The organism is Streptomyces sp. NPDC086787 (assembly GCF_044745865.1).
Taxonomy (GTDB): Bacteria; Actinomycetota; Actinomycetes; order Streptomycetales; family Streptomycetaceae; genus Streptomyces.
On the sequence record NZ_JBIVBC010000004.1, the window covers coordinates 299,064 to 324,162 of the forward strand.

At 72.2% G+C, this 25,099-nt stretch carries 21 protein-coding genes; 9 read left to right on the plus strand and 12 right to left on the minus strand.

What is annotated here, in order from left to right; translation table 11 throughout:
* The first annotated feature begins 155 nt into the window (after nt 1-155).
* The 3 genes from glgX to ACIPK3_RS13485 all read left to right on the plus strand — a co-directional run bounded on the left by glgX (nt 156) and on the right by ACIPK3_RS13485 (nt 6,269).
* A complete protein-coding gene (gene glgX, locus ACIPK3_RS13475; RefSeq protein ID WP_402569158.1) occupies nt 156-2,273 on the plus strand; it encodes a glycogen debranching protein GlgX in 2,118 nt (705 codons plus the stop codon).
* 253 nt (nt 2,274-2,526) lie between these two features.
* The gene (gene treY, locus ACIPK3_RS13480; protein WP_402569160.1) at nt 2,527-4,875 is read left to right on the plus strand and encodes a malto-oligosyltrehalose synthase; all 2,349 of its coding nucleotides are present in this window, start codon (nt 2,527-2,529) and stop codon (nt 4,873-4,875) included.
* Between the two features lie 143 nt (nt 4,876-5,018).
* Nucleotides 5,019-6,269, plus strand: a complete 1,251-nt coding sequence (locus ACIPK3_RS13485) for a M14 family zinc carboxypeptidase (RefSeq protein WP_402569162.1) — start codon at nt 5,019-5,021, stop codon at nt 6,267-6,269.
* A 48-nt stretch (nt 6,270-6,317) separates the two neighbouring features.
* Here ACIPK3_RS13485 and ACIPK3_RS13490 read toward each other — a convergent pair whose 3' ends face one another.
* Nucleotides 6,318-6,767 (minus strand): SSI family serine proteinase inhibitor, encoded by a 450-nt coding sequence (locus ACIPK3_RS13490; protein ID WP_402569163.1) that lies wholly within the window; start codon nt 6,765-6,767, stop codon nt 6,318-6,320.
* Between the two features lie 87 nt (nt 6,768-6,854).
* Nucleotides 6,855-7,409 carry an FHA domain-containing protein gene (locus ACIPK3_RS13495; protein ID WP_402569165.1) on the minus strand — a complete coding sequence of 185 codons (555 nt, stop codon included), beginning with the start codon at nt 7,407-7,409 and terminating at the stop codon, nt 6,855-6,857.
* Between the two features lie 175 nt (nt 7,410-7,584).
* Here ACIPK3_RS13495 and treZ point away from each other — a divergent pair, with 175 nt between their 5' ends.
* Nucleotides 7,585-9,330 (plus strand): malto-oligosyltrehalose trehalohydrolase, encoded by a 1,746-nt coding sequence (gene treZ / locus ACIPK3_RS13500; RefSeq protein WP_402569167.1) that lies wholly within the window; start codon nt 7,585-7,587, stop codon nt 9,328-9,330.
* Nucleotides 9,331-9,361: 31 nt separating this feature from the next.
* On the opposite strand, the gene ACIPK3_RS13505 is transcribed toward treZ, so the two are convergent.
* The 3 genes from ACIPK3_RS13505 to cyc2 all read right to left on the minus strand — a co-directional run bounded on the left by ACIPK3_RS13505 (nt 9,362) and on the right by cyc2 (nt 13,878).
* Nucleotides 9,362-10,288, minus strand: coding sequence for a phosphotransferase family protein (locus tag ACIPK3_RS13505; protein WP_402569169.1), 927 nt, complete (start codon nt 10,286-10,288; stop codon nt 9,362-9,364).
* Between the two features lie 52 nt (nt 10,289-10,340).
* Nucleotides 10,341-11,468: a M24 family metallopeptidase gene (locus ACIPK3_RS13510; RefSeq protein WP_402569171.1), complete on the minus strand. Its 1,128-nt coding sequence runs from the start codon at nt 11,466-11,468 to the stop codon at nt 10,341-10,343.
* Between the two features lie 253 nt (nt 11,469-11,721).
* Nucleotides 11,722-13,878 carry a germacradienol/geosmin synthase Cyc2 gene (gene cyc2 / locus ACIPK3_RS13515; RefSeq protein ID WP_402569173.1) on the minus strand — a complete coding sequence of 719 codons (2,157 nt, stop codon included), beginning with the start codon at nt 13,876-13,878 and terminating at the stop codon, nt 11,722-11,724.
* Between the two features lie 168 nt (nt 13,879-14,046).
* On the opposite strand from cyc2, the gene ACIPK3_RS13520 reads away from it, so the two are divergent.
* Nucleotides 14,047-14,829, plus strand: a complete 783-nt coding sequence (locus tag ACIPK3_RS13520; RefSeq protein ID WP_402569175.1) for an alpha/beta fold hydrolase — start codon at nt 14,047-14,049, stop codon at nt 14,827-14,829.
* On the plus strand, nt 14,826-16,088 hold the full coding sequence (locus tag ACIPK3_RS13525) for a cytochrome P450 (protein WP_402569177.1): 1,263 nt from the start codon (nt 14,826-14,828) through the stop codon (nt 16,086-16,088). Before ACIPK3_RS13520 ends, ACIPK3_RS13525 begins: the two co-directional genes overlap by 4 nt.
* On the opposite strand, the gene ACIPK3_RS13530 is transcribed toward ACIPK3_RS13525, so the two are convergent.
* Together ACIPK3_RS13530 and ACIPK3_RS13535 are read right to left on the minus strand one after the other, a co-directional pair.
* Nucleotides 16,060-17,256 (minus strand): damage-control phosphatase ARMT1 family protein, encoded by a 1,197-nt coding sequence (locus ACIPK3_RS13530; RefSeq protein ID WP_402569179.1) that lies wholly within the window; start codon nt 17,254-17,256, stop codon nt 16,060-16,062. The genes ACIPK3_RS13525 and ACIPK3_RS13530 overlap by 29 nt on opposite strands.
* A gap of 22 nt (nt 17,257-17,278) precedes the next feature.
* A complete protein-coding gene (locus tag ACIPK3_RS13535; RefSeq protein ID WP_402569181.1) occupies nt 17,279-17,926 on the minus strand; it encodes a ScbR family autoregulator-binding transcription factor in 648 nt (215 codons plus the stop codon).
* Between the two features lie 437 nt (nt 17,927-18,363).
* On the opposite strand from ACIPK3_RS13535, the gene ACIPK3_RS13540 reads away from it, so the two are divergent.
* Complete coding sequence (locus ACIPK3_RS13540; RefSeq protein WP_402569183.1) at nt 18,364-19,326, plus strand: lytic polysaccharide monooxygenase; 963 nt, start codon at nt 18,364-18,366, stop codon at nt 19,324-19,326.
* Nucleotides 19,327-19,344: 18 nt separating this feature from the next.
* Here the strand turns inward: ACIPK3_RS13540 and ACIPK3_RS13545 are convergent, their stop codons facing one another.
* Nucleotides 19,345-19,995 carry a Tat pathway signal sequence domain protein gene (locus ACIPK3_RS13545; protein ID WP_402569185.1) on the minus strand — a complete coding sequence of 217 codons (651 nt, stop codon included), beginning with the start codon at nt 19,993-19,995 and terminating at the stop codon, nt 19,345-19,347.
* A gap of 328 nt (nt 19,996-20,323) precedes the next feature.
* Between ACIPK3_RS13545 and ACIPK3_RS13550 the strand changes: the two genes are divergently transcribed.
* Nucleotides 20,324-20,953, plus strand: a complete 630-nt coding sequence (locus ACIPK3_RS13550; protein ID WP_402569187.1) for a DUF6230 family protein — start codon at nt 20,324-20,326, stop codon at nt 20,951-20,953.
* Complete coding sequence (locus tag ACIPK3_RS13555; protein ID WP_402569189.1) at nt 20,953-21,387, plus strand: DUF6114 domain-containing protein; 435 nt, start codon at nt 20,953-20,955, stop codon at nt 21,385-21,387. The genes ACIPK3_RS13550 and ACIPK3_RS13555 overlap by 1 nt, the downstream gene beginning before the upstream one ends.
* A gap of 50 nt (nt 21,388-21,437) precedes the next feature.
* On the opposite strand, the gene ACIPK3_RS13560 is transcribed toward ACIPK3_RS13555, so the two are convergent.
* The 4 genes from ACIPK3_RS13560 to ACIPK3_RS13575 all read right to left on the minus strand — a co-directional run bounded on the left by ACIPK3_RS13560 (nt 21,438) and on the right by ACIPK3_RS13575 (nt 25,077).
* Complete coding sequence (locus ACIPK3_RS13560; RefSeq protein WP_402569191.1) at nt 21,438-22,391, minus strand: ABC transporter substrate-binding protein; 954 nt, start codon at nt 22,389-22,391, stop codon at nt 21,438-21,440.
* 180 nt (nt 22,392-22,571) lie between these two features.
* Nucleotides 22,572-23,240: an ABC transporter permease gene (locus tag ACIPK3_RS13565; protein ID WP_402569193.1), complete on the minus strand. Its 669-nt coding sequence runs from the start codon at nt 23,238-23,240 to the stop codon at nt 22,572-22,574.
* On the minus strand, nt 23,237-23,887 hold the full coding sequence (locus ACIPK3_RS13570) for an ABC transporter permease (RefSeq protein WP_402569195.1): 651 nt from the start codon (nt 23,885-23,887) through the stop codon (nt 23,237-23,239). Before ACIPK3_RS13570 ends, ACIPK3_RS13565 begins: the two co-directional genes overlap by 4 nt.
* On the minus strand, nt 23,884-25,077 hold the full coding sequence (locus ACIPK3_RS13575; RefSeq protein WP_402569197.1) for an ABC transporter ATP-binding protein: 1,194 nt from the start codon (nt 25,075-25,077) through the stop codon (nt 23,884-23,886). Before ACIPK3_RS13575 ends, ACIPK3_RS13570 begins: the two co-directional genes overlap by 4 nt.
* Nucleotides 25,078-25,099: the final 22 nt, after the last annotated feature.

Consider the following 25,099-nt stretch of genomic DNA (forward strand, 5'->3'; position numbering starts at 1 on the left):
TCTTCCCCACTGGTTCGGCATCAGCGTCCACGCGGGGCGCTGGATGCACTGGTCACCGGGTAAGAGGGACGTAAGTCACAGGCGGTTCCCTTACTTTCGGGGAGATCCTGGGCAGTCTTCCCCAGGAACCCGGGACACCTGGAAGGGTCATTGCCATGCAGGTCTGGCCTGGAGAGGCGTATCCGCTCGGCGCGACGTACGACGGCGCCGGGACCAACTTCGCGGTCTTCACGGAGGCCGCGGACCGAGTAGAGCTGTGTCTGCTGCACGACGACGGCTCGGAGACGGCGGTGGAACTGCGGGAGAGCGACGCGTTCGTGCGGCACGCGTACCTACCGGGCGTCATGCCGGGGCAGCGGTACGGGTTCCGGGTGCACGGACCGTACGACCCCGGGCGCGGAGCACGCTGCAACTCGGCGAAGCTGCTGCTCGACCCGTACGCGAAGGCGGTCGGCGGGGCGGTCCGGTGGGGCGAGGAGGTCTACGGCTACCACTTCGGCGCACCCGAACGGCGCAACGACCTGGACTCGGCGCCGCACACCATGACGTCGGTCGTGGTGAACCCGTACTTCGACTGGGGCGACGACCGGCGGCCGCGCACCGACTACCACCACACCGTGATCTACGAGGCCCATGTGAAGGGCCTCACCATGCGCCACCCGGCGCTGCCCGAGGAACTGCGCGGCAGCTACGCGGCGCTCGCGCATCCGGCGGTGATCGAGCATCTGACCGAACTGGGCGTCACCGCGCTGGAACTGATGCCGGTTCACCAGTTCGTCAACGACCACCGGCTGGTCGACATGGGCCTGAACAACTACTGGGGTTACAACACCATCGGCTTCTTCGCCCCGCACAACGCCTACGCCTCCTGGGGCGACCGCGGACAGCAGGTGCTGGAGTTCAAGTCGGCGGTGCGGGCGCTGCACGAGGCCGGGATCGAGGTGATCCTGGACGTGGTCTACAACCACACCGCCGAGGGCAACCACCTGGGCCCGACCCTGTCGTTCCGCGGGCTGGACAATCCGTCGTACTACCGGCTCACCGACGACCCGCGCTACTACATGGACACCACGGGCACCGGCAACTCGCTGCTGATGCGGTCCCCGCACGTCCTTCAGCTGATCATGGACTCGTTGCGCTACTGGGTCACCGAAATGCACGTAGACGGCTTCCGGTTCGACCTCGCGGCCACCCTGGCCCGACAGTTCCACGAGGTGGACCGGCTGTCGTCGTTCTTCGACCTGGTGCAGCAGGACCCGGTGGTCTCCCAGGTGAAGCTGATCGCCGAGCCGTGGGACGTGGGCGAGGGCGGCTACCAGGTGGGCAACTTCCCGCCGCTGTGGACCGAGTGGAACGGCAAGTACCGCGACACGGTACGGGACCTGTGGCGGGGTGAGCCGCGCGCGCTCGCGGAGTTCGCGTCCCGGCTGACCGGCTCCTCCGACCTGTACCAGGACGACGGGCGCCGCCCGCTGGCCTCGATCAACTTCGTGACCTGCCACGACGGGTTCACCCTGCACGACCTGGTGTCGTACAACGGCAAGCACAACGACGCCAACGGCGAGGACGGGCGGGACGGCGAGGGGCACAACCGGTCGTGGAACTGCGGCGCGGAGGGCGAGAGCGACGACCCGGACGTGCTGGCGCTGCGGGCCCGGCAGATGCGGAACTTCGTCGCGACGCTGATGCTCTCCCAGGGCGTCCCCATGATCAGCCACGGGGACGAGTTCGCGCGCACACAGCGGGGCAACAACAACGCGTACTGCCAGGACAACGAGATCTCCTGGCTTCCTTGGCCGCAGCGCGGGGAGGCGGCCGGCGAACTCCTCGACTTCACCCGGGCGATGGTCCGGCTGCGCCGCGACCACCCGGTCTTCCGCAGGCGCCGCTTCTTCCACGGGCGGCCGGTGGAGGGCACGCACGACGAGCTGTCCGACATCGCCTGGTTCACCCCGGAGGGCAAGGAGATGGTGCAGCGGGACTGGGACTCGGCGCAGGCGTCGGCGCTCACGGTGTTCCTCAACGGCAACGCGATCTCCGAGCCCGGCCCGCGCGGGGAGCGCATCGGGGACGACTCCTTCCTGCTGATGTTCAACGCGTCGCCCAAGGCCCTGGAATTCCTGGTCCCGGCCGACCACGGGAGGCAGTGGCAGGTCGTGGTCGACACCGCGCGTCCAGAGGGGGTACCGCCGGGCACGGGGCCGAAGGTGCGGGCCGGGGAGTGCCTGACCCTGACGGGCCGGAGCCTGACGGTGCTCCAGCGGCCCACGTGAGCCATCCAGGGTCTGTCGTTTGGATCAGGTCGCAGGATGTCGGCGGTGCGCTGTCGGCGGGGGTGAGCGGGGTAGTCCGGTGCGTGCGGCTGCAAGGCGGAGGAGGGAGTCGACGCGGCGCGTCGGCGACGGACGACAACGCACCGGACGTGCGTGCCGGATCCCGCGTCTGCGGCGTGATCCAAACGACAGACCCTAGGCCACCTGGCGTGCGGATGACACGAAACGCGGCCGGGTGGGTACGTAGGTCTGCATGACAGCAGAGCGACCCGGCACCGTCGTGCCGACGGCCACCTACCGGTTGCAGGTGCAGCCCGAGTTCCCGTTCGCGGCCGCGGCGGCCGCCGTCCCCCACCTGGCGTCGCTCGGCGTCTCCCATCTGCACCTGTCCCCCGTCCTGGAGTCCGTCCCGGGCTCCACGCACGGCTACGACGTGGTGGACCACGCGCGCGTGCGCGGGGAACTCGGCGGGGAGCAGGGGCTGCGCGCGCTGTCGCGCGCCGCGCGGGAGCACGGGCTGGGCCTGGTGGTGGACATCGTGCCGAACCACATGGCCATGGCTCCGCGCCACAACCGGGCCCTGTGGGAGGTGCTGCGCGAGGGCCCCGGCTCGCCGTACGCGCGCTGGTTCGACATCGACTGGGACGCGGGGAACGGGCAGTTGCTGCTGCCGGTGCTCGGCGGACCGGTCGGCGGCGAGCTGGACCGGCTGACCGTCGACGGTGACGTGCTGCGCTACCACGACCAGGTGTTCCCGCTCCGCGAGGGCACCGCGGAGCTTCCGCTGCCCCGGCTCCTCGACGCTCAGTGGTACCGGCCGGTGTGGTGGCGGCTGGCCCGCACGGAGCTGAACTACCGGCGGTTCTTCAGCATCTCCGAGCTGATCGGGGTGCGGGTGGAGGATCCGGAGGTCTTCGAGGCGACCCACGGCACGATCCTGCGGCTGCTGCGCGAGGGCGTGGTGGACGGGCTGCGCGTCGACCATCCGGACGGGCTCGCCGACCCCGACGGCTATCTGGCACGACTGCACACGGCGACCGGCGGCTGCTGGACGGTCGTGGAGAAGATCCTCTCCGACGGGGAACGGCTCCCGGCCTCGTGGCCCGTCGCGGGCACCACCGGATACGACGCCCTCCGGCAGGTGGACGGCCTGTTCACCGACCCGGCGGGGGCAGGTGAACTGCTCGACCAGTACCGTCGGTTCGCGGCCCCGCGGCCCGACTCGGGCGGCGACTGGGAGGCGACGGCCCGGCGGGCGGCGTACCAGGTTCTCACACACGAGCTGGCCACCGAGACGGACCGGCTGACCCGGGTGGCGAGCCGCCTGTGCGAGGGCTCGCCGGACCCTGCGCTGCGCGACCGCGCCCCGTGGGCACTGCGTACCGCGCTGCTGGAACTGCTGGTGCGGATGCGGGTGTACCGGCCGTACGCCTGCGGTGACGCGGCTGCCGTGATCACCGAGGAGGCCGCCGAGGAGGCCCGCCGTGCCTTCGGGGTGCCCGAGGAGGGCGGGGCGGTGGACGTGGTGCGCGGGCTGCTGACCGGGTCCCCCGCGGCCGGTCCCGAGCTCGCCGAGTTCCGCGCGCGGTTCGCGCAGGTGTCGTCGGCGCTGCGCGCCAAGTCCCTGGAGGACACCGCGTTCTACCGCTATGTGCCGCTGCTGTCGGCGACCGAGGTGGGCGGCGACCCGGGCCGCCCAGGGGTGTCCCCCGAGGAGTTCCACGCGTACTGCGCGCGCGTGCAGCGCGACTGGCCGGCGACCGGGACGGTGGTGACGACGCACGACACCAAGCGCAGTGCCGACGTACGGGCGGCGCTGGCCGTGCTGACCGAGTGTCCGCAGCGGTGGGCCGACGCGATCGGCGACGGTGCGGGCGCGCCGGACGGGCAGTTGGCCTGGGCGGCCTGGCAGACGGTGTTCGGCCTGGGCCCCGCGGCCGGTGAGCGGGTCCAGGAGGCCCTGCTGAAGCACGTGCGCGAGGCCGGGCTGCACACGAGCTGGACGGAGCAGGACCCGTCGTACGAGGAGGCGGTGGCGGCGTTCGTGGCCGACGGTCCCTGCGGTGCCGCCGGCGACCGCGTGGCCGGTCTCCGCAAGTCCCTGGAGGCGCACGTCCGGGCCAACGTCCTCGGCACGGCCCTGGTCCATCTGACGATGCCCGGGGTGCCGGACGTCTACCAGGGGACGGAGGACGAGTACCGGGCCCTGGTGGACCCGGACAACCGCCGCCCGGTGGACTTCCCGCCCACCCGGCCGCCCGGCGAGAAGGCCGCGCTGACGACGGCGGCCCTGCGGCTGCGCGGCCGCCGCCCGGACGCCTTCGGCACCACGGCGACCTACACCCCGCTCCCCGCACGGGGTCCCGCCGCGGCACACTGCCTGGCGTACTCCCGGTCCGACCGGGTGATCACGGCCGTGACGCGCCTGTCCCTGCGGCTGGCGGAGACGGGCGGCTGGGCCGACACGGAACTGCCCCTGCCCCCGGGCAGCTGGACCGACGTACTGGCGCCGGAAAGGGAGTTCACGGGCCACGCGCGCGCGGCGGAGCTCTTCGGGCGGATGCCGGTGGCACTGCTGGAGCGGGTCGGCGACGCGGGCTGAAGGCCGGCCACCGGGCAGGGGCGGCACCGGCAGTGAGAGCGGTCGCGTCCCGGCGCTCGCCGGAACCTCCCCGGCCAAATCCTTGACAGTTCACCTACCGCGTGCGGCACTGGGGATGGCGAAGACGGGCGGACGAGTCGGGGGTGAGTCTCCTGCCGGAGCTGCGCTACCCCAGTGTTCCCGAACTGGTTTCCACCGCCCGCGCGTTGGCCGCTCACCGGCCGGGCCTGTGCAGGCTGCGGCAGGTGGGCGTCTCACGCGCGGGACGGCCACTGCACCTGCTGTCGCTTGGGCGCGCCGGACCCGCCGTGCTGGTGGTGGCGGGCGCTCACGCCAACGAGCCGACCGGCGGCCGTACACTCCTCACGCTCGCCGAACGGGTTTTGCGCGAGCCGGAGTTGCGCGACGGAACCTCCTGGCACCTGCTGCTGTGCGCGGACCCCGACGGCGCCAGCCTGCATGTCACCCCGGCACCGCGCAGCCTGCTCGACTACCACTTGGGCTTCTACCGGCCGGCCGGTCCGGAGCAGCCCGAGTGGTCTCCGTCGGTGCTGCCGGCGGACCGGTTGCCGCCCGAGACCCGGGCCCTGACGGGGGTCATCGACGAACTGCGGCCCCGTCTCCAGGTGACCCTGCACGGCACCGAGCTGGGGGGCAGCTGGGTGCAGCTCACCAAGGACCTGCCGGGGCTCGCCGAGCCGTTCGGCAAGTCGGCGGCGGAGCTGAACATCCCGGTGGAGACGGGTGCCTCGGACGCGGCGGGCTGGCCCGCCTCGGGACCCGGTGTGCATGTGATGCCCGGTCCGGAGTCGGGGCTGCCCTACCCGAGCATGCCGGACGACGCCCGGCGCAGCACCTGGTACCACACCCATCGGTACGGCGGTCTGACGGCGGTGGTGGAGGTGCCGATGTGGGCCAGCGACCTGGTGGACGACCCGGCGCCGCACCCCGCTCCGGAGGCGGCGCTGCGGCGGCTGGCCGGGCGGCTGCGGCGGGACGCCCGGGAGGTGGAGCGGGTCCTGACGGAGGTGCTGCCCCGGCTGGACGGGGCCGAGGGGCCGCTGCTGCGGGCCGCCCGGTGGGGGCTCGGTCTCGTCCCGGGCCTGGCCGACGACTGGGTCCGCAGCCCGCCCGCCCATCCCACGATGGCCCACGTGGGCAGCGTGGACGCCTTCGGACGGCGGCTGCCGCTGCGGGCGGCGGCGATGCTGTTGCGGGTCCTGCGGGAGGCCGACGACCGCGCCGCCCCCGGACTCGAACGGCTCGTCGCCTCCTGGTGCGACGCCTTCGCGAGTCGCTTCCGCGCCCGCTGGGTGCCGTTGGAGGACCAGGTGGAGCACCAGTTGCGCACGGTCCTCGCGGCCGCCCGGTACACGCGCGAGCGGAAGGTGTGAGGAGGAGGCCTGAGCGGGCGCGGGTACGCCACTGGGCGGGGGCGGTACTCAGTCGTCCAGGGCGAACAGCGCACCCGTGCGCGCCGCCATCGTGCACGCGTTCGAGAACGTCTTCTCGTAGGTGACGATCCGGCCGTGCCACTGCCCGTACGCGCGTGCGGTGACCGGTGCGTAGATCATCGTGCACACGGCGTCCTCCTTGGGCGGAATCCGCCCGATGTCGCCGTCCGCCGCCGCCAGGTCGGCGCAGGCTCCGGCCGCGCGCGGGTGACCCTTCGGCGGGTCGCACAGCAGCAGTCTGCCGCGCGTGCCGCCGCTCGGCACGGTCGGCGTCCGGGCCGGGTCCAGGGGCAGGGAGAGGGTGTCGCCCCGGGTGACGGTCAGCTGGAGCCAGGTGCCGGAGTCCGCGCCGCTGGGCGCCGGCCCGGCGGCCACGGCGGGACCGGCGGCCGCGAGGGCGGTGGCGGCCAGCAGCACGGTGGAGTACGCCTTGATCATGTACGTCACTCCCGGTGCATCGGCACGCCGGCCGCCGCGCTCCACCCCGGTTCACCCGAACGAGACCGTACGGACGCGCCCGCGTCGTCAGTTCGAGGACAGCCGGAAAGCCATCCGCCCGAAGGCCACCTGGTCCCCCTCGTGAACCGCCACGGCACCCATGACCCGGCGGCCGTTCACCGTCGTACCGTTGGTCGAGCCGAGGTCCCGGAGCACCCAGATGCCGCCCTGGTGACGGAGTTCGGCGTGCACGCGGGACACCGTCTCGTGGTTCAGCCGCAGTCCGCTGGCCGGATCACGGCCTATGCGCAGCGGGTGGCCGGTGCCGGGGTGCGGCAGCAGCAGCTTGGGCAGCCGTTCGGCCTGCCAGGCGTCACGCAGCCGTACGGTGAAGCCCGAGACCGCCTCCACGCCCGCCAGGAGCACCCGCGAGACCCGTTTCTCCCGGGGCAGGTCGGCGGTGAGCGCGGCGAGTTCGTCGGCCCGGTGGGCGGCGAGCGCCAGTTCCATCCGGCGCAGGAACGTGTCGTGCGAGATCCGGCCCATGGCGGCGCCGTCCCGCAGCACCTGAAGCGCCTTGTCGCGCTCCGCGTCGGACAGCCGCGCGGGGCGGTACGCGGGGAACTCGAAAGACGACGTCACGCAGGCGATTGTCGGCCAGTGAACCCCGGGTGTCCAGAAAACGGGTAAACCATCACCCCGCCCGGGTACTTCGGACGACACCCATGGGGAATGGGAGAAATCAAAAGCGCGTCGATGCCGCTGAAGGCACGATGGACGGGCTGTGTCACCGTGGGCAGACGAAGGGGAACCGTCCGTGCAGTTCGAGGTGTGGGCACCACAGGCAGACCGCGTCACGCTCCGGTGCGACGACGCCACGCGTGCGCTGGCGCGCGATCCGAGCCGTCCCGGATGGTGGTCGGGCGAGGCGGAGGCGCGTGACGGCTCGCGGTACGGGTTCGCGCTGGACGACGGTCCCGTACTGCCCGACCCCCGCTCGCGCCGTCAGCCGGACGGCCCGGACGGACTGAGCGCGGTAGTGGACCACGGCCGGTACACCTGGCGGGCCGACTGGGACGGGCGCCCGCTGCCGGGCGCGGTGCTGTACGAGCTGCATGTGGGCACCTACACCCGTGAGGGCACCCTGGACGCGGCGGCCGAGCGGCTCGGGCACCTTGTGGAACTGGGCGTCACGCACGTGGAGTTGATGCCACTGTGCGCCTTCCCCGGGCGGCACGGCTGGGGTTACGACGGAGTCTCGCTGTGGGCGGTGCACGAGCCGTACGGCGGCCCGGAGGCGCTGAAGCGGTTCGTGGACCGGGCCCATGAGCTGGGCCTGGGCGTGGTGCTGGACGTGGTGCACAACCATCTGGGGCCGTCCGGGAACCATCTGCCCGCGTTCGGGCCGTACTTCACCGAGACGCACCACACTCCCTGGGGCGCGGCGGTGAACCTGGACGCCCCCGGTTCGGACGAGGTGCGCGCCTTTCTGGTGGACAGCGCGCTGGCCTGGCTGCGCGACTACCGGCTCGACGGGCTGCGGCTGGACGCGGTGCACGCGCTGCGGGACACCCGCGCGTGCCACTTCCTCGAGGAACTGTCCGCGGCGGTGGACGCCCTCGCCGACGAGGCGGGCCGGCCGCTGTTCCTGGTCGGTGAGTCCGACCTCAACGACCCGCGGCTCATCACCCCGCGCGCGGAGCACGGCCTCGGGCTGCGGGCGCAGTGGAACGACGACTTCCACCACGCCCTGCACACCGCGCTGACCGGCGAGTCCCAGGGCTACTACGCCGACTTCGCCCGCGCGCCGTTCGCCTCCCTCGCCAAGACACTGAGCGGCGGCTTCTTCCACGACGGTACGTACTCCAGCTTCCGGGGCCGCCGGCACGGCCGCCCGCTGGACCGTGCCCGGGTGCCCGGGCACCGTCTGCTCGGCTACGGCCAGACCCACGACCAGGTCGGCAACCGGGCCCGGGGCGACCGGCTCTCGCACTCCCTCACCCCCGGGCTGCTGGCCTGCGCGGCCACGCTCACGCTGACCGCGCCGTTCACACCGATGCTGTTCATGGGCGAGGAGTGGGCCGCGGGCACCCCGTGGCAGTTCTTCACCGACCACACCGACCCGGAGCTCGCCGAGGCCGTACGGCGGGGCAGGCGACGGGAGTTCGCGGCGCACGGCTGGGCCGAGGAGGACGTGCCCGACCCGCAGGACCCGGCGACCCGCGACCGCTCCTGCCTGGACTGGTCGGAGCCGGAGCGCGAGCCGCACGCGCGCGTGCTGGCCTGGTACCGGCGGCTCGTCGCGCTGCGCGCCGCTCAGCCCGACCTCACCGATCCGGACCTCGCCGACATCAAGGTGGCCTACGACGAGGAGGCACGCTGGCTCGCCTTCCGGCGCGGGGACGTCCGGGTGGCCGTGAACCTCGGCAAGGAGGCGGCGGCGATCCCGCTGGGCACGGGTGGGCTGCGGGTGCTCGCCGCGTGGGACCCGGTCGAGGCGCCGGGGGCCGACGGGCAGCTGCTGGTGCCCGGGGAGTCGTGCGTGGTGCTGACGCAGGACTGAGCCGCTGCGCCCCTGTTCCGCCCCAGGGCCCTCAGGGGTCCCTGAACTCCGTCGTCCGCTCCAGCAGGATCGTCTCCCAGGCCCGGCCCAGCTGGACGCGCAGCAGCGGAAGCGGGCCGGTGTCCCGGCCGTCCAGGTGGTCCATGAGGCGGATGACGGTGTCGCAGCGGGCCAGCCACAGCCCGCGCAGGCAGGGACGGGCGCCGTAGCCCGCGAGGGTGGCCGCGCGTACGGCCGGGCCGGCGCCCACGGCGAGGGCCAGCCCGGCGATGTCCTCGGCGGGGTCGCCGACGGCCGCGGAGGTCCAGTCGAGGACACCGCGCACCCGGCCGTCGGCGCTCACCACCAGGTGCTCGCTGGTGAGGGCGTGGTGCACCAGGACGGCCGTGCCGTGCTGGGCGGCGAGCTGGGCGGCGCCGGGCGGGGTGAGCGACTGGAGCAGCGCCGGGTCGAATTCGTCGGCGGCGCCGAGCCGTTCCCCGGCGCGTACGGCCATCCGGCGCAGCGCCTCCAGGGAACGTGCCGCGGCGCGCGGCACGCCGAGCGTCTCCGCCTGCCGAACGGGTACCTCGCGCAGTCCGGTGAGCAGCCCGGCCAGGTCGGCCTCGCCGACGGCGGACACCTCGTGCCGTTCCGCCGTACCGCCGGGCAGCCTGGTGTCGAGCGTGCAGGCCAGCCCGGGGGCCCAGTCGGTGTGCGCCACGCTGGCGGGGACGGCGACGGGCAGGTGCGGGCGCAGCAGGTCGCGCAGCCGCAGCTCGCGGCGCAGGCGGGCGGAGGCCTCGCGGTCGGGGGCGAGCCGCAGCACATGGCGGGTGCCGACCCACCAGGCGGAGCGCGGGCCGCCCTCGTCCACGGGCCGGACGTCGGGGCCCGGGGCGCCGCCCGCGCTCTCCTTGAGCAGCGAGCGGACCAGTCGGCGGACGGTGTCCGCGGTGGGTGCGGGTGCCTGGGTCATGGTCGTGCCGTCGCCGTTCGGTGGTGTCGGTCGAGGGTGTGCCGAAGGTGTGTCAGTCCACTATGACCATGTCACGGGTGGTGTTGTTCAGGCGGCGGCCGCCTTCGCCGGTTACGGTGACGATGTCCTCGATGCGCACGCCGAAGCGGCCGGGCAGGTAGATGCCCGGCTCAACGGAGAAGCACATGCCGGGCACCATGGGCTGCTCCTCTCCCTCGATCATGTACGGCGGCTCGTGCGTGGTGACGCCGATGCCGTGGCCGGTGCGGTGGATGAAGTACTCGCCGTATCCGGCGTCGGTGATCACCGCGCGGGCGGCCCGGTCGACCTCCTGGCAGGCGACGCCCGGGCGTACCGCGCGAAAGCCCTCCTCCTGGGCGGCGCGGACGGTGTCGTGGACCTTCTGCTCCTCCCGCGTGGGCTCCCCCACGTGCACCGTGCGGGAGGTGTCGGAGCCGTAGCCGTCCTTGAGCCCGCCGAAGTCGAGGACGACCATGTCACCGGGGCGGATGACGCGGTCGCCGACCTCGTGGTGCGGGTTGGCGCCGTTCGGTCCCGAGGCGACGATGGTGAAGTCGACCTGGGCGTGTCCGAAGCGGCGCAGCAGGTCGGCGAGGTCGCGGCCGACGTCGGACTCGCGGCGGCCGGCGAAGGGCACCGTGCGAATCTCCTCGAAGGTGGCGTCGGCGGCGGCCCCCGCCGCCGCCAGCAGCTCCAGTTCCGCGGCGTCCTTCACGGCGCGCAGCATCGGCAGCGCGTCGGTGAGGGAGGCGTAGGCGGATCCGGGCAGCGTCCGCTGGAGACCGAGGACGTGCATCGCCCAGGCGTTGTCGCTGATGCCGTAGCGGCCGTCCTTGTCCAGGAGGGCGGCGGTGACGGCGTAGGAGTCCGTGCCGTCGGTCCAGTCACGCAGGGTCAGCGGGGGCGCGCCGACGGCCTGCTCCGCGTCCGGTGCCTCCAGGGTGGGCACGACCAGTACGGGGTCCCGCCCGGCGGCCAGGACCAGCATGGTGAGCCGCTCGGTGGGCGCGGTGGGCGCGTAGCCGGTGAGCCAGACCAGGTCCGGTCCCGGGGCCACGAGCAGTCCCGCGAGCCCGGCCTCGGCGGCGGCGCGCGCGGCGCGCTCCATTCGGGCCCGGTAGTCGTCGGCGGTGAAGGGCGCGGGCGGACTACCGGTCATCCGGGCCTCCGAGGGGGCGTCTTGGGGCGGGGCGAGGGACCATGCCAGCATCCTGCCCGCACCCGGAGACCCGCGCGAGCCGGTTTCGGCGTGCCACCCACCCGGTAGCGCGTCCCACCCGGTACCGCGTCGCGAGCGCGCGCTCGGCTCCGGGTGGGTGACCTCCCGCTCCGGAGCGGGGCCGCGAGTCGGCCCGGGAGTCGGCCCGCGAGGGAGGGATCACTCCGCCCTCGCGGGAGTGGACCGCCCCCGGTCAGCCGACGGGCAGCGCGGGCGCCGGTGGCCGGGACGGGAGGAAGCCGTGGGCGCGGCGGGCGAGCCAGTCGGCCCGGTAGCGATCGACGCGCTGATGCCAGTTGAGCACTCCGGCCAGCCAGTTGCGCAGATCGTCCACATAGCCCCGCACGGCCTCGCGCGCCTCCGCGGAGAGATCGAAGTCGTCGCACACGAGGGGCAGTTCGTTCGCGGCCACGTGCTCGAACTGCTGGAGCCGCTGGGTCATCAGGTCGTGTACGACGCGCAGGGCGGCCGGGTAGTCGACGCCGAAGAAGTTCTGGACGACGAGGACGGCGTTGTGGATCTCGCCCTCGTATTCGATCTCCTTCTGGTAGGAGAACACGTCGTTGACGAGGCAGCCGTAGTCCATGGCGGCGTTCTCCAGTGAGCGCACCGGCCCGCTGCGGTACACCTCGGGCGGGATGGCGGGGCCCCGGCCCCTGCGGCACAGGCTCAGGGTGAGGTCGGAGCCGAAGGTGGCGCGGCGCATCTCCAGATAGTCGACCGGGTCGGGGATGCGGTTCTGCGTCTGGTTGGAGAGCTCCCACACCCAGCTCTCGGTCATGCTGTCGACCGCCTGCTTCAGGGCGAGGCGTTCGTCGCGGGTCATGTCCGCCGCCGTACCGGCCCAGAGATCGGCCAGCGCGCGTTCCATGGGGGCCGCCGGGACGGTCGCGTCCTCGCCGTCGACGGGCATGCACCCGGACAGCCGGGCCGTGGCCAGCCGGGCGGCGGCCAGGTCGCGGCGGTGCCCGAAGACGAGGGGGTAGTAGTCGTCGGCGTACGTCCCCCAGGCGAGCCATCGCGCGCTGAGGTCGAGGGCCTCGGGCGTGGCGTCCGGGTCGATGCCGGCCGAGCACAGGGCGAGGTCGTACGCCCTGAGTTTGTCCTCGTCCCAGACGCCCTCCTGGAGCATGCCCATCCGGTGCACCCAGCCGGAGAGGCGCTCGCGGGCGCCGTCCAGGCCGGGGGCGAGCTGGACCTGCCAGGGCAGCCCGAAGTCGGGCAGCACGGACGGGCCGACCTTCTGGAAGGGCAGGTGCGTGTAGGCACGCGCCCTTTCGGCGGTGGCCGAGGAGAGCAGGGCGCTGACGTCCGCGGCGGAGCCGGGGCCGGCCGGGCCGTGCCACGGGGACCCCGACACGGCGCCCTGGTTCATGTACCGGCTGGAGCGCAGGTGCCATTCGTGGCCGCCCGCCTGCCAGTCCTGGAGCCCCTTGGTGTAGGCGGCGACCGCCGTCACCTCGCCGGGGGTGAGGCCCTTGTCCAGGGCGAGGGCGGGTACCTCGGTGAGCGCGGTGTGCTCGAACTGGTGGAGGCGGGAGGTGAGTACGTCGTTGACGGTGTCGGCGGCCTGCTGGGTGGTGCAGCCGAAGAAGGTCTCCAGGACGAGCACGCCGTTGCTGTTCTCCCCCTCCTCCTCCACCTCGCGCTGGTAGGAGAACAGGTCGTTGCGCAGGTGCACGGCGTCGGAGAAGGTCTCCATCAGCACCCGGAGCGGCCGGGTTTCGGCGACGGTCGTGGGCACCTCGGCGCTCGCGTACTCGACCAGGCCCGCCGACCAGGGGGCGCCGCCCACCTTGCGGCGCATCTCGATGTACTCGACGGGGTTGGCGATGCGTCCCTCGTTGATGTTGGCCAGTTCCCACATGGACTCGTTGAGCAGGTGCTCGGTGGCCACCGCGAACCGGCGGCGCCAGCCTGCGGACATGGCCGGCACGGTGCGCGCCCACAGGTCGGCGAGGCCCGCCTCGACCGGGTTCCTCGGCTCGGGCACGGGGGTCGCGAGGTCGAGTGGCATGAACAGCGGCAGCCGGTCCAGGTGGGCCTTGCCGGCCGCGCGGTCCTGGGTGCGCTTGTACATCTCCAGGAAGTGGTCGTCGAAGAAGAACACCCACACGTACCAGTCGGTGATGAGGGAGAGGGCGGGGCCGTCGCAGTCGGGGTGGGTGTAGGCGCACAGGAGCCCGTAGTCGTGCGCGTCGAGGTCGGCCTGCTCCCAGACTCCGGAACCCTCCAGCATGCCCATCTCGCGCGCCCACCCGGTCGAGTGGGCGCGCGCCTCGTCCAGATGCGGGTTCAGCCGCGCGGGGTACGGCATGTAGAAGTGCGGGAGTTCGAACGGCTGCGTCATGGCCGGGCCCTACCCGGGCTCCGCGCGGGCCATCCGCCGGGCGGAACATGATCACACCATCGCGTGAATCAGGGGGAATCCGGCAACTTCCGCCGGTCCGTGTGGCGTTCAGCGTGTCGCAGGGGGCGCGGTCTTGCCGAGCCCCCGCCCACGGGCCACGGTGGTGCCATGACCTCCTTCGTTCTGCCTCATGAGGTGCACGGCGACGGCGCCCACAAGGTTTTCGCCGTGCACGGCTGGTTCGCCGACCGGTCCGCCTACGCGACCGTGCTCCCGGACCTCGACCGCGAGACGTTCACCTACGCGCTGGTCGACCTGCGCGGATACGGGCAGGCCAGGGACGCCACGGGCGAGTTCACCACCGCCGAGGCGGCGCGGGACCTGGTGGAACTGGCCGACCGGCTCGGCTGGGAGCGGTTCTCGGTGGTCGGGCACTCGATGGGCGGCGCGGTGGCGCAGCGGCTGCTGGCCATGGCGCCGCACCGGCTGCGCCGGATCGTCGGCGTCTCCCCCGTACCCGCCTCGGGGCTGCCGCTGCCCGGCGAGCAGTGGGAGCTGTTCGCGGACGCCGCGCACCGGCCGGAGAACCGGCGGGCGATCATCGACTTCACCACCGGGGGCCGCCGCCCCGCCGCCTGGCTCGACCGGATGGTGGCCACCTCGCTGGAGCGCAGCGACCCGAAGGCGTTCCGTGCCTGGCTCGACTCGTGGGCGGGGGAGGACTTCCGCGCCGATGTCGAGGACTCCCTGGTGCCCGCCCTGGCCGTCGCCGGGGAACTCGACCCGGCACTGTCGCCCGGTCTGGTCCAGGAGACCTGGATGTCCTGGTATCCGCGTGCGGAGCTGCAGGCGCTGTCCGGCGCCGGTCACTATCCCATGGACGAGACGCCGCTGGACCTGATCCAGCTGGTGGAGGACTTCCTGCGCGAGGACGGGTCCGGGGCGGCGTGAGCGTGCGCGAGGCGCCACCCGTGCCCGACGTGTTCGATCCGCGCCGCTACGGCTCCGGGGTGCCGTACGCCGACTACCGCGTCCTGCGCGACCATCACCCGGTGGCCCGGCAGGACGAGCCGGAGGTGCTCGGCTGGCCGGCCGGGCCGGGGTTCTGGGCGGTGACCCGGCACGCGGACGTGGTGCGGGTGCTGAGGGACGCCTCGGTGTACTCGTCGTGTGCCGGGGCCACCCAGATCCGGGACCCGGATCCGGCGGACCTGCCGTTCATCCGGCGCATGATGCTCAATCAGGACCCGCCGTCGCACGGGCGGCTGCGCCGGCTGGTGAGCCGTGCGTTCACCCCGGGGCGTGTCGAACGGTTCGCCGGGGCGGTGCGGGAGCGGGCCCGCACCCTGCTGGCCGGGGCCGTGGCACAGGCCCGCGCGGGAGACGGCACGGTGGATCTGGTGGCCGCCGTCACCGACGAGTACGCGCTGCTCAACCTCGCGGACCTGCTGGGCGTTCCGGCGGGCGACCGGCAGTCGCTGCTGCGCTGGACCCAGCGGGTGATCGGCTATCAGGACCCGGACGAGGCGGGCGGGCAGGTCCTGGACGGCGGGGGCAGGCCGGTGAACCCCCGGTCACCGGCCATGCTGCGGGACATGTTCGACTACGCCCGCGAACTGGCCGCGCACAAGCGGCGCCACCCGGCCGACGACGTGCTGACCACCCTCGCGCAGGATCCCGGGCTCGCGGATGCAGAGCTGGAGATGTTCTTCTTCCTGCTGACGGTCGCGGGCAATGACACCGTGCGCGGCGCGGCCCCCGGCGGGCTGCTGACGCTGGCCGAACATCCCCGGGCATACGCGGAGTTGCGCGAGGGGAGGGTGGAACTGGGCACGGCGGTGGACGAACTGCTGCGCTGGCATCCGCCCGTGCTGTCCTTCCGTCGGACCGCCGTACGGGACACCGAGCTTGCCGAGCAGCGTATCCGGGCCGGGGACAAGGTGGTGGTCTTCCACGCCTCGGCCAACCGGGACGAGCGGGTGTTCGCCGACCCGGACCGCCTCGACCTCACCCGCACGCCGAACCCGCACGTGTCCTTCGGGGACGGTCCGCATGTGTGTCTGGGCGCCCACTTCGCCCGGCTTCAGCTGCGGGTGCTGTACGAGGAGGCGCTGCGGGTGCTGCCCGAGCCGCGTCCGGCTGGTCCGGCCGTGCGGCTCGTGTCGAACTTCATCAACGGCATCAAGGCGCTGCCTTTGCACCTGGGTTGACCTGAATGAGCGCGTGGGTGCCGCTGGTGCGCCAGCGTTGCCCCTCGGCGGCGGTCAGCGCGGCCTCGGTGCGGGCGTCCAGTCCCGTGATCACGTCGGACTTGAGGGTGCGCAGCGCGGCGACCGCCCCCGGGAACCAGGCCGTGACGTCCCGGAAGGGAGTCGTCGGCGGCCACTGCCGGTCGCCCACCAGGCGCCGGTAGTTGAGGTCGCCCTTGAAGACGGTGAGCGTGCCGGAGGCGAACTCGGCGCGCAGGTCGCCGGGCATGTCGGCGTAGGGCAGCGGGGCGCAGGAGAAGGGGTGGGCGCGCACGGTGAGGCGGCCGTCGGCCATGGCGGACCAGAGCCGCCGACCGCATCCGGCGGCCCGGCCCGGTGCCGAGACCAGCCGGTGCAGCGCGTCGACCACGTCGGCGGTGGTGGCGTCGGAGACGTAGTACGGGTACGGCTTGACGTGCAGCACGGCCCGTCCCACCCGGCCCTCGGCGAGGAGGTGGTCGATCAGCAGCAGATCGGGGACGAGTTCACGGCCCGCGTTGTCCGCGACCAGGATGAGGGTGCCGGTGCCGGAGGGCGGGAGCAGGGACCAGAGGGTCTCGCTGTCGTCGGCGACAAGGGCGGGCGCGGCCTCCCTGGCCTCGGCGTCGGCGTCGGACAGCCGGAATCCGAGGTCGGCGCGGTTGCCCCAGAGCGAGCCGTGCAGCAGGGCGCGGGCCCGCTCGTCGGCGGGTGTGTCCGTCGAGCTGTCGAGCGCGGCGAGCTCCTGGTCCGTCTCCTCGGCGTCGAGTTCGGCGCGTTTGAACGGGCGGAAGGGGTCGATGCCCTGCCAGGCGCCGGGGGTGAAGTAGCCGACGGCTTCGAGGAGCCTGCGGTAGAAGTAGCTCTCGGACCACAGCCAGGGGACGTGGAACCAGGACTGTCCGGCGTGGGCGTCCGCACCCCACGCCCGCCACAGGTCCCGGTCGGGCGCGTCGGCGGGGAGCGGTTCGATCAGGCCCTTGGCGCAGTTCTCCAGCAGTGCGTCGAGCGCGCGGTGCTGCCCGGGGCCGTAGGGGAAGGCGTCCCGCACCCGCCGGATGAGGGCCGGGTGCCGTTCGGCCAGCACGCTGTGCGGGAACGATCCGGGCTCGTCGCCGAGGAGCACGGGCGCGGCGGGGGTGTCGGGCATGTGCGTCACCGTATCGCGCGGGTCAGGCCGTTCTGGTCTCCCGCTCCAGCTGGGAGGCGAGTGTCAGATAGCGGGCGCGGCGGGGCACCGGCACCAGGCCGCGCACCATGAGGTGCCACATCTCCGCGACTCTGCGGGGCAGTCGTGCGACCGGGTCGAGGGAGCGGCCCGCGACACGGGTGCCGACGAAGAAGAAGACGAGGGAGTGGGCGACGGCGTCCACGTCGGTGTCCGGGTGCAGGTCGGACTCCTTGACGGCACCGACCAGTTTGCGGGTGGCGAGTTCCAGCCACTCGGCGAAGGGATGGCTCAGGGGCGGGCGGACGGCGACTTCCGCCGTGGCCAGACGCAGTCCGGCGCGCGGGATCGGGCCGTCGACTGCGAGCCGGGCGATGCCGAACGTGGTGCGCATGAGGGACTCCAGCGAGGTGCAGCCGCGGCTTTCGACGTCCCGGAGGACCTGCCGGGAGATCCTGGACTGGATCTCCATGATGGCGTGCGCCAGGTCCTCCTTGGCGGCGAAGTGGAAGTACAGCGCTCCCTTGGTGACCTGAGCGTGCTCGACGATGTCGCTGAGACTGGTCGATTCGTAGCCGTGGCGGTCGAACAGGTCGGCCGCGGCGGTGATGATCGTTGCTCGGGTCTGCTCGGCGCGTAACTGCCTCGCCATCGACTGGACACTCCTTGCGGACGGAAACGAACGGGACGTGCCGTTTGTTTTTTACCCCATGCACACGATAACTCACCGTGCGAGAACGGGCGCCTGACGGTCCGGCCCTCGGGGCGACACGTGTCACCGGCGCGCGGACGGCCGCCGCCGCCGTCGAGTTCCGGTAAGCGGACGAAGTCAAAGTGGGTTCCTCCCTCGAACCTTCCGTCTTTCCGGAGCCACCGGCGGGCGGGCGGCCGTGTTGCCGATGATCGCCACGATACGAGGCGAACAGCCCGTTCTCAATGGTCCCTTGGCGGCCACAGCGCCATACGGGGAAACAGACGTCCCGGTCGGTGCGTTCGGGCACCACGGATCTGCCGGATGAACGGGACCGGTCCGGGAGCCGTATCGCACGGGGCACACCGTTCCCCCCGCCGGCCGAGGAGATGTCCCGGATGACTCGGATGACCGCACACCTGAGGGTCCCGGCGGCCGCCCTGGCGGCCTCGGCCCTGGTCTCGCTGTGGGCGGCGGGCCCGGCCCTGGCCCACGGCGCGCCGACGGATCCGCTCAGCCGGGCGTACGCCTGCTCCCCCAGCGGGGGCGGTTCCGGTACGGCGGCCTGCCGGGCGGCGATCGCGGCCGGCGGCTCGTCGTTCGTGGAGTGGGACAACCTGCGGGTGGCGGGGGTGAACGGCCGCGACCGGCAGGTGATCCCGGACGGGAAACTGTGCAGCGCGGGCCTGTCCGCCTACAAGGGCCTCGACCTGGCTCGCGTGGACTGGCCGTCGACACGGCTGGCGCCGGGCGGGCGGCTGACGATGACGTACACCTCGACGATCGCGCACGCCGGAACGTTCCGGCTGTATCTGACCAAGCCGGGTTACGACCCCGCGAAACCGCTTGCCTGGTCGGATCTGCCGACACGACCCTTCGCCCAGGTCACGGACCCGGCGCTGTCGGGCGGCGCCTACCGCATCACCGCGAAGCTGCCGGCGGACCGGACGGGGCGTCATGTCCTGTACACGGTCTGGCAGAACAGCAGTACGCCGGACACCTACTACTCGTGTTCCGACGTGGTGTTCCCCAAGGCCGCCAAGGAGTCGGGCGGGTCGGCGGGGAGCGGTGCGGCGAGCGGCTCGACGAGCGGTACGGCGAAGAAGCGGGCGGGCGGCGGCGCCTCGGCGTCGGCCCGGCCGAGCGCTCCGGCGGCATCGGCGAAGCCGTCGAGCCCGTCGGCCTCGCCGTCGGTGAGCACGGGGACCGGCGCGCGGGAGACCGTCGCCGACGCCGCTCCGGTCGCCTCGGACACCGCGTCCGGATCCGGCCCCTCCGCACCGATGATGGCGGGCGGCGCCGCCGCGGTGCTGCTGCTCACCGGGGGCGCCGCTCTGGCGATCAGACTGCGCCGGCGCTGAACTCCGGCGTCATGGAACTCAGTTCACGAACACCTTCGCGCCCGCGTCGGTGACGGGCGCGTACTTGGCGGTGAAGTAGCCGCTGGCGAAGCAGAGTCCGGAGCCGCTGCTCTTGGTGAACTGCTGGTTGGTGAAGGTGATGCTGTTGTCGGTGTTGCTGGACGTTCCGGTGAGGCTGTTGGCCCGGTAGACACAGTTGATGCTGCCCAGCAGGGTGCTCAGCTTGACCGTGGTCTGGATGGTGGAGCCGCTGGCCGGGGTGATGGTGACGGTACCGCCGGAGGTGACCGAGGCGGTGTACGGCAGGTTGTCGACAGTGATGCTGGTGACGCCGGTGACTCCGAGGACGTTGCTGGTGCAGCTGCTGCTGCCGAAGGTCTGCGCGGTGACCGACTCGGTGGCGGCGCCCGGGGCGGCGGGATTGCTGGTGACCTTGGCCGTGAAGGTCGAGGAGGTGCACTTGATGCCACTGGTGCCGGTGGCGCTGGAGTAGAGGGTGGCGCTGGTGCCGGTGGCCAGCGGGGCGGTGAGCGTGTCGCCGACCGCGACGGCGGTGCCACCGGCACTGCCGTTGGTGAGCACGTTGCCGGCCGCGGAGGCGGGGGCGGTGGCCGCGACGGTGAGGACCACGACGGTTCCGGCGAGGGCGAGCAGGGATCGCGTACGCATGGGGGTGCCTCTCTTCTGGGGGTGGGCGAGCGGCCATGGCGAGGCCGCGCCGAGGCGGTGCGTTGCGGTGAAGTGGGGGCTCGGGCCGGGGCCGCGGGAGGCGGATCCTGTGCCGCGGATCCGAGTAAGAACCAGTGAAGTTGTAGACCTGACTATCTGTCAGAGTCAAGGCTGAAAAGCCGAGTTGGGCTCGGCACGACACTCGGGCCACAACCGGCCCACCGTCATCACCGCTTCTTCACACACCTATTGACCGCGAAAAGTAACCACCGGTAACTTCCTGGGAGGTAACCGTCGTGTAACAGCCGCTGTCCCCGTGGGAGCAGACATGGCCTCGTCCGCCGGCACCATCCCCGAGAACCCAGAAAGACGCGGCCGGGTACGGCTGCGCCGGGCCGCCGTGATGGCGGTGCCGGCCACCCTGGTCGCGGCGGGCCTCGCGGTCCTCACCGCGCAGGGAGCGCTGGGCGTCCAGTTCGCCATCTCCGGAATGCCCTTCACCGTCACGGCCACCAGCCTCGACGGCACCGGGTTCGAGCAGTTCGGCAACCTCGACAACATGGCCGACGGCAGCCCCAACGCCGGCGACACGGGCGGACAGGTGCTGGTCGTCACCTCCGCCATCAAGAACGCGACGCTCACCAAACTGTGCCAGAGCGTGGACCTCGGCGGCACCAACCTGATCATCACCGCGGGCGGGGGCTCCGAGAAGGTGACGGCGACCGATCTGACCACCGACTCCACCGAGTTGTCGGGCAACGCGGCGTTCCGGAACATCGAGATCGGCAACGACGCCAGCACGCTCGACAAGGCCGGGGTGCAGGGCCCGATCGGCGTCTTCAGCCAGCAGGCCGACACGGTGCACATCGGCAGTCTGCGGCAGACCAACTACGCCACCACGGCAGGTGTGTTCAAGCTGCCGGGGCTGAACCTGCACTTCGGCGAGTCGGGTTGCTGATGGCCGACCGGTCATTTCGGGGGATGCGGCTCGCCTTCCGGCGCTGGCGGGCCCGCCGTCCGTTCTGGGGCGGACTGCTGCTCGCCCTGGGCGGGGCGGAGGTCCTGCTCACCATGAAGGCGTCGGTGAAGGTCGTCCTGCACATCGGCATGCAGGGCCTCGCGGGCTATCTCCTGCCCACCGTGATGCTGCTGTGCGGCCTGCTGACCCTCTTCAGCCCCGGCCAGCGCCTCTTCTACTCCCTCGTCGGAGTCCTGGTGTCCCTGGGCACCTGGATCACCTCGAACCTCGGCGGGTTCTTCCTCGGTCTCCTGCTCGGCCTCGTCGGCAGCTGCCTCACCTTCGGCTGGCTGCCCGACCAGGAGCCCCGGGCCGGCCGCCGCAAACGACGCAGGGCGGCCCGGCTCGCGGAGGGTGCGGGCGGGCCCGCCTGAGCCCGCGGCGGCGCTCACGTCCGAGCGGCCGCCGCGGTCGTGCGGGTCGCTCAGCCGAGCCCGACCGACTTCAGCCAGGCCTTGGCGACGTCCAGCGGGTCCTTGTGCTGCGACTGCACCTGCGTGTCCAGGTCCAGCAGAGTCGCCGTGTCGAGCTTGGCGGACACGGCGTTCAGCGCGTCGACCCCCTTCTGCGGCAGGGCGTTCTTGCGGGCGAGCGGCTGGACGTTCTGGAAACCGAAGAGGTTCTGCGTGTCCTGGAGGACGACGAACTTCTCCTTGGCGATGGTCGGGTCCGTGGTGAAGATGTCCGCCGCCTGCACGGTGTCCTGCTTCAGCGCCGCCGCGGTGAGCGGACCGCCCGCGTCGAGCGCCTTGAAGGACTTGAACTCCAGGCCGTAGACCGACTTCAGGCCGTCCAGGCCCTGGTGCCGGGTCTGGAACTCCGGCGAGGCGCCGATGACCAGGTCCTTCGCCGCGTCCTTGAGGTCGGCGATGGAGGACTTGCCGGTGAGGTGGTACTTCTCCGCCGTGGCCGAGTTGACCGAGATGGAGTCCTTGTCTTCCGCGGCCGCCGGCTTCAGCAGCGTCAGCTTGGAGTCGAGCTTGGCCTCGATGGCCGACGTGGTCGCCTCGACGGTCTTCGGGGCGGCCTTCGGGTCGAGGTAGGCGAGCAGGGCGCCGTTGTACTCCGGCAGCACCGACACGGCACCGTTCTTGAGCAGACCGTACGTCGTCTCACGGCTGCCGATGTTCGGCTTGTAGGTGACCTCGACGCCCTTGGCCTTCAGGGCCTCGCCGTAGATGTCGGCGAGGAGGATGCTCTCGGCGAAGTTGTTGGAGCCGACGACGACCTTGCCGCCGCTCGCCTTGTCGTCCTTGAGCGGGTCGGAGCCGCCGCCGGAGGAACAGCCCGCCAGCAGGGCCGTGGCCGCCGCGAGCGCGACGGCGGCCGCGCCTCGGAATCTACGGGCGGAACTGCTGGTGTGCGGGGTGAAAGTCACGATTTCCGTTCCGGGCTGAGAGGGTTGGGGGGAAGGTGGCGGCACGGCGAGCGATGCGGCGCCGCGAAGCACTCCATCGATCCAAGCCAGCCGGATCTCCGTCAGTCAAGTGCCTCCGGATCACCGATTGGCCTCAAAAATCCGCTTCGATGCCGGGTATGAGGCAGCGGACGTGGGCAGTCACCCGCCGCGGCGCACTCCGGGTGACACCGCGAACCGGGCCACGGCCCAGAACAGCGCGAGGGTCGTCAGGGCCATGGCCACCACCAGACTTGCCCCGCCGACGACCTTCTCGTAGTCCCGCTGGTAGAGGCCGTCGATGATGTACCGGCCGAGGCCGCCGAGACCGACGTACGCGGCGATGGTGGCGGTCGACACGATCTGGACGGCCGCCGAGCGCAGGCCGCCGAATATCAGCCTGAGCGCGACCGGGAGTTCGACCTGGAACAGGATCCGCGGCTCCGACATGCCCATCCCCCGGGCCGCGTCCACCGGAGCCGGGTCGACGGAGCGCACCGCCTCGTAGGTGGTGACCAGGATCGGCGGGACGGCGAGCACGACCAGCGGGATCATCACGGGTGTGAGGCCGAAGCCCAGCCAGGTGACCGCGAGGACCAGCAGGCCGAAGGTGGGCAGCGCCCGGCTCGCGGTGGCGATCAGCGCGAGCGCGTTGCCGCCGCGCCCGTAGTGACCGGTGACCAGGCCCACGGGCAGCCCGATGAGGGCGGCGAGCACGAGGGCCTGAAGCGAGTACCGGATGTGCTCGGTCAGCCGGGTGGGGATGCCGTCGTAGCCGTGCCAGTGCGCGCTGTCGCTGAAGAAGGCGTGGACGAAGTTCAGTATGTTCACCGGGCGCCGCCCTTCGGCATCCAAGGGGTCAGCAGGGTGCGCACGACGACCAGCAGCGCGTCGACCAGGGTCGCCAGGACCGCCATGGTCACCGTGGCGTTCACGGCGAGTTCGGGCCGGTGGTAGATGTTCGCGTCGTTCAGCAGGTTGCCCAGCGCACCCTGGTTGCCGATCAGCATGCCGACGCTGACCAGGGAGATGCTCGACACGGTGGCCACGCGCAGACCCGCGATGATCGCGGGCACGGCGATCGGCAACTGCACCTGGACATAGCGGCGTACGGGTCCGAGGCCCATGGCGGTGGCGGCGGCGAGGGTCTCCTCGGGCACCGAGCGGACACCGTCCACGATCGAGGGCACCAGCACCACGAGGCTGTAGACGGCCAGCGGGATCATCACGGTGGTCTCGCTCTGGCCGGTGTAGTCGATGAGGACGACGAAGAGGGCCAGGGAGGGGATGGCGTAGAGCACGGTGGTCACGCCCAGCACCGGCGGGTACAGCCAGCGGAAGCGCGCGCAGAGCTGGGCGACGGGCAGCGAGAGCAGCAGACCGGCGAGTACCGGGAGCAGGGCCTCGCGCAGGTGCAGGCCGATCAGGCCGAGGTAGCTGTGCTGGAGGTCGCTCGGGATGTCGAAGAAGCCGCTCATCCGGCGGCCCGCACATCGTCGTCGCGCTTGTCGACCCTCTTGTCGACGCGCTTGTCGGTGTGGGCGGCGCCGCTCTCGTCGGTGTGGGCGGCGGTGTGGGCCGCCCGGATGGCCTCGCCGATGCTCTGCTGGGAGACGACGCCTACGACCCTGCCGTCGCCGTCCACGCCGACGGCCCACCCGGTCGGCGACAGCACCGCGCAGTCGAGCGCGGCGCGCAGCGAGTCCGTGCCGTGCACGAAGGGGCGGCCGTACGGCAGCAGCCGCTCGGTCGCGATCCTCCCCGCCGTGAGGTCCTTCGGCTCGCCCCAGCCGAGTGGTCTGCCGTCCGGGTCGGTCACGAGCAGGAGGGGCACGTCCGCCGAGGCGCTCGCGGCGATCCGCGTGGCGTCGGCGTCCACCGGGACGACCGGAGCGGTCTCCAACTCCAGTGCGGCGGAAGGGAAGAAGGACAGCCGCCGGATGCCACGGTCGGCGCCGAGGAAGTCCTCCACGAACGGGTCGGCCGGGGCGCTGAGCAGTTCGGCGGGAGGGGCGTACTGGGCGAGCCGGCCGCCGGTGCGCAGTACGGCGACCATGGTGCCGAGCTTGACCGCCTCGTCTATGTCGTGTGTGACGAAGACGATGGTCTTGCCCAACTCGTCCTGGATGCGCAGGAGTTCGTCCTGGAGTCCCTTGCGCACCACCGGGTCGACGGCGGAGAACGGCTCGTCCATCAGCAGTACCGGCGGGTCGGCGGCCAGCGCCCGGGCCACGCCCACGCGCTGCTGCTGGCCGCCGGAGAGCTGGTACGGGTACCGCTTGGCGAGGGCGGAGTCGAGTCCCACCCGTTCCATCAGCTCCGCCGCGCGCGCCCTGGCCCGCTGCTTGCTCCAGCCCAGCAGGCGGGGCACGGTGGCGATGTTGTCGACTATCGTGCGGTGCTGGAAGAGTCCGGCGTTCTGGATGACGTACCCCATGGACCGCCGCAGCGTGTTCACCGGCTGCTGCCGGATGTCGGCACCGTCGAGCAGGATGCTGCCCTCGCTCGGCTCGACCATCCGGTTGATCATGCGCAGGGTCGTCGTCTTGCCGCAGCCCGAGGGTCCGACGAGGACGGTGATCGAGCGGTCCGGTATCTCCAGCGACAGCCCGTCGACGGCCACCGTGCCGTCCGGATACCGCTTGGTGACTGAATCTATCCGTATCAAAACGCCGAACACCTCTCGGATG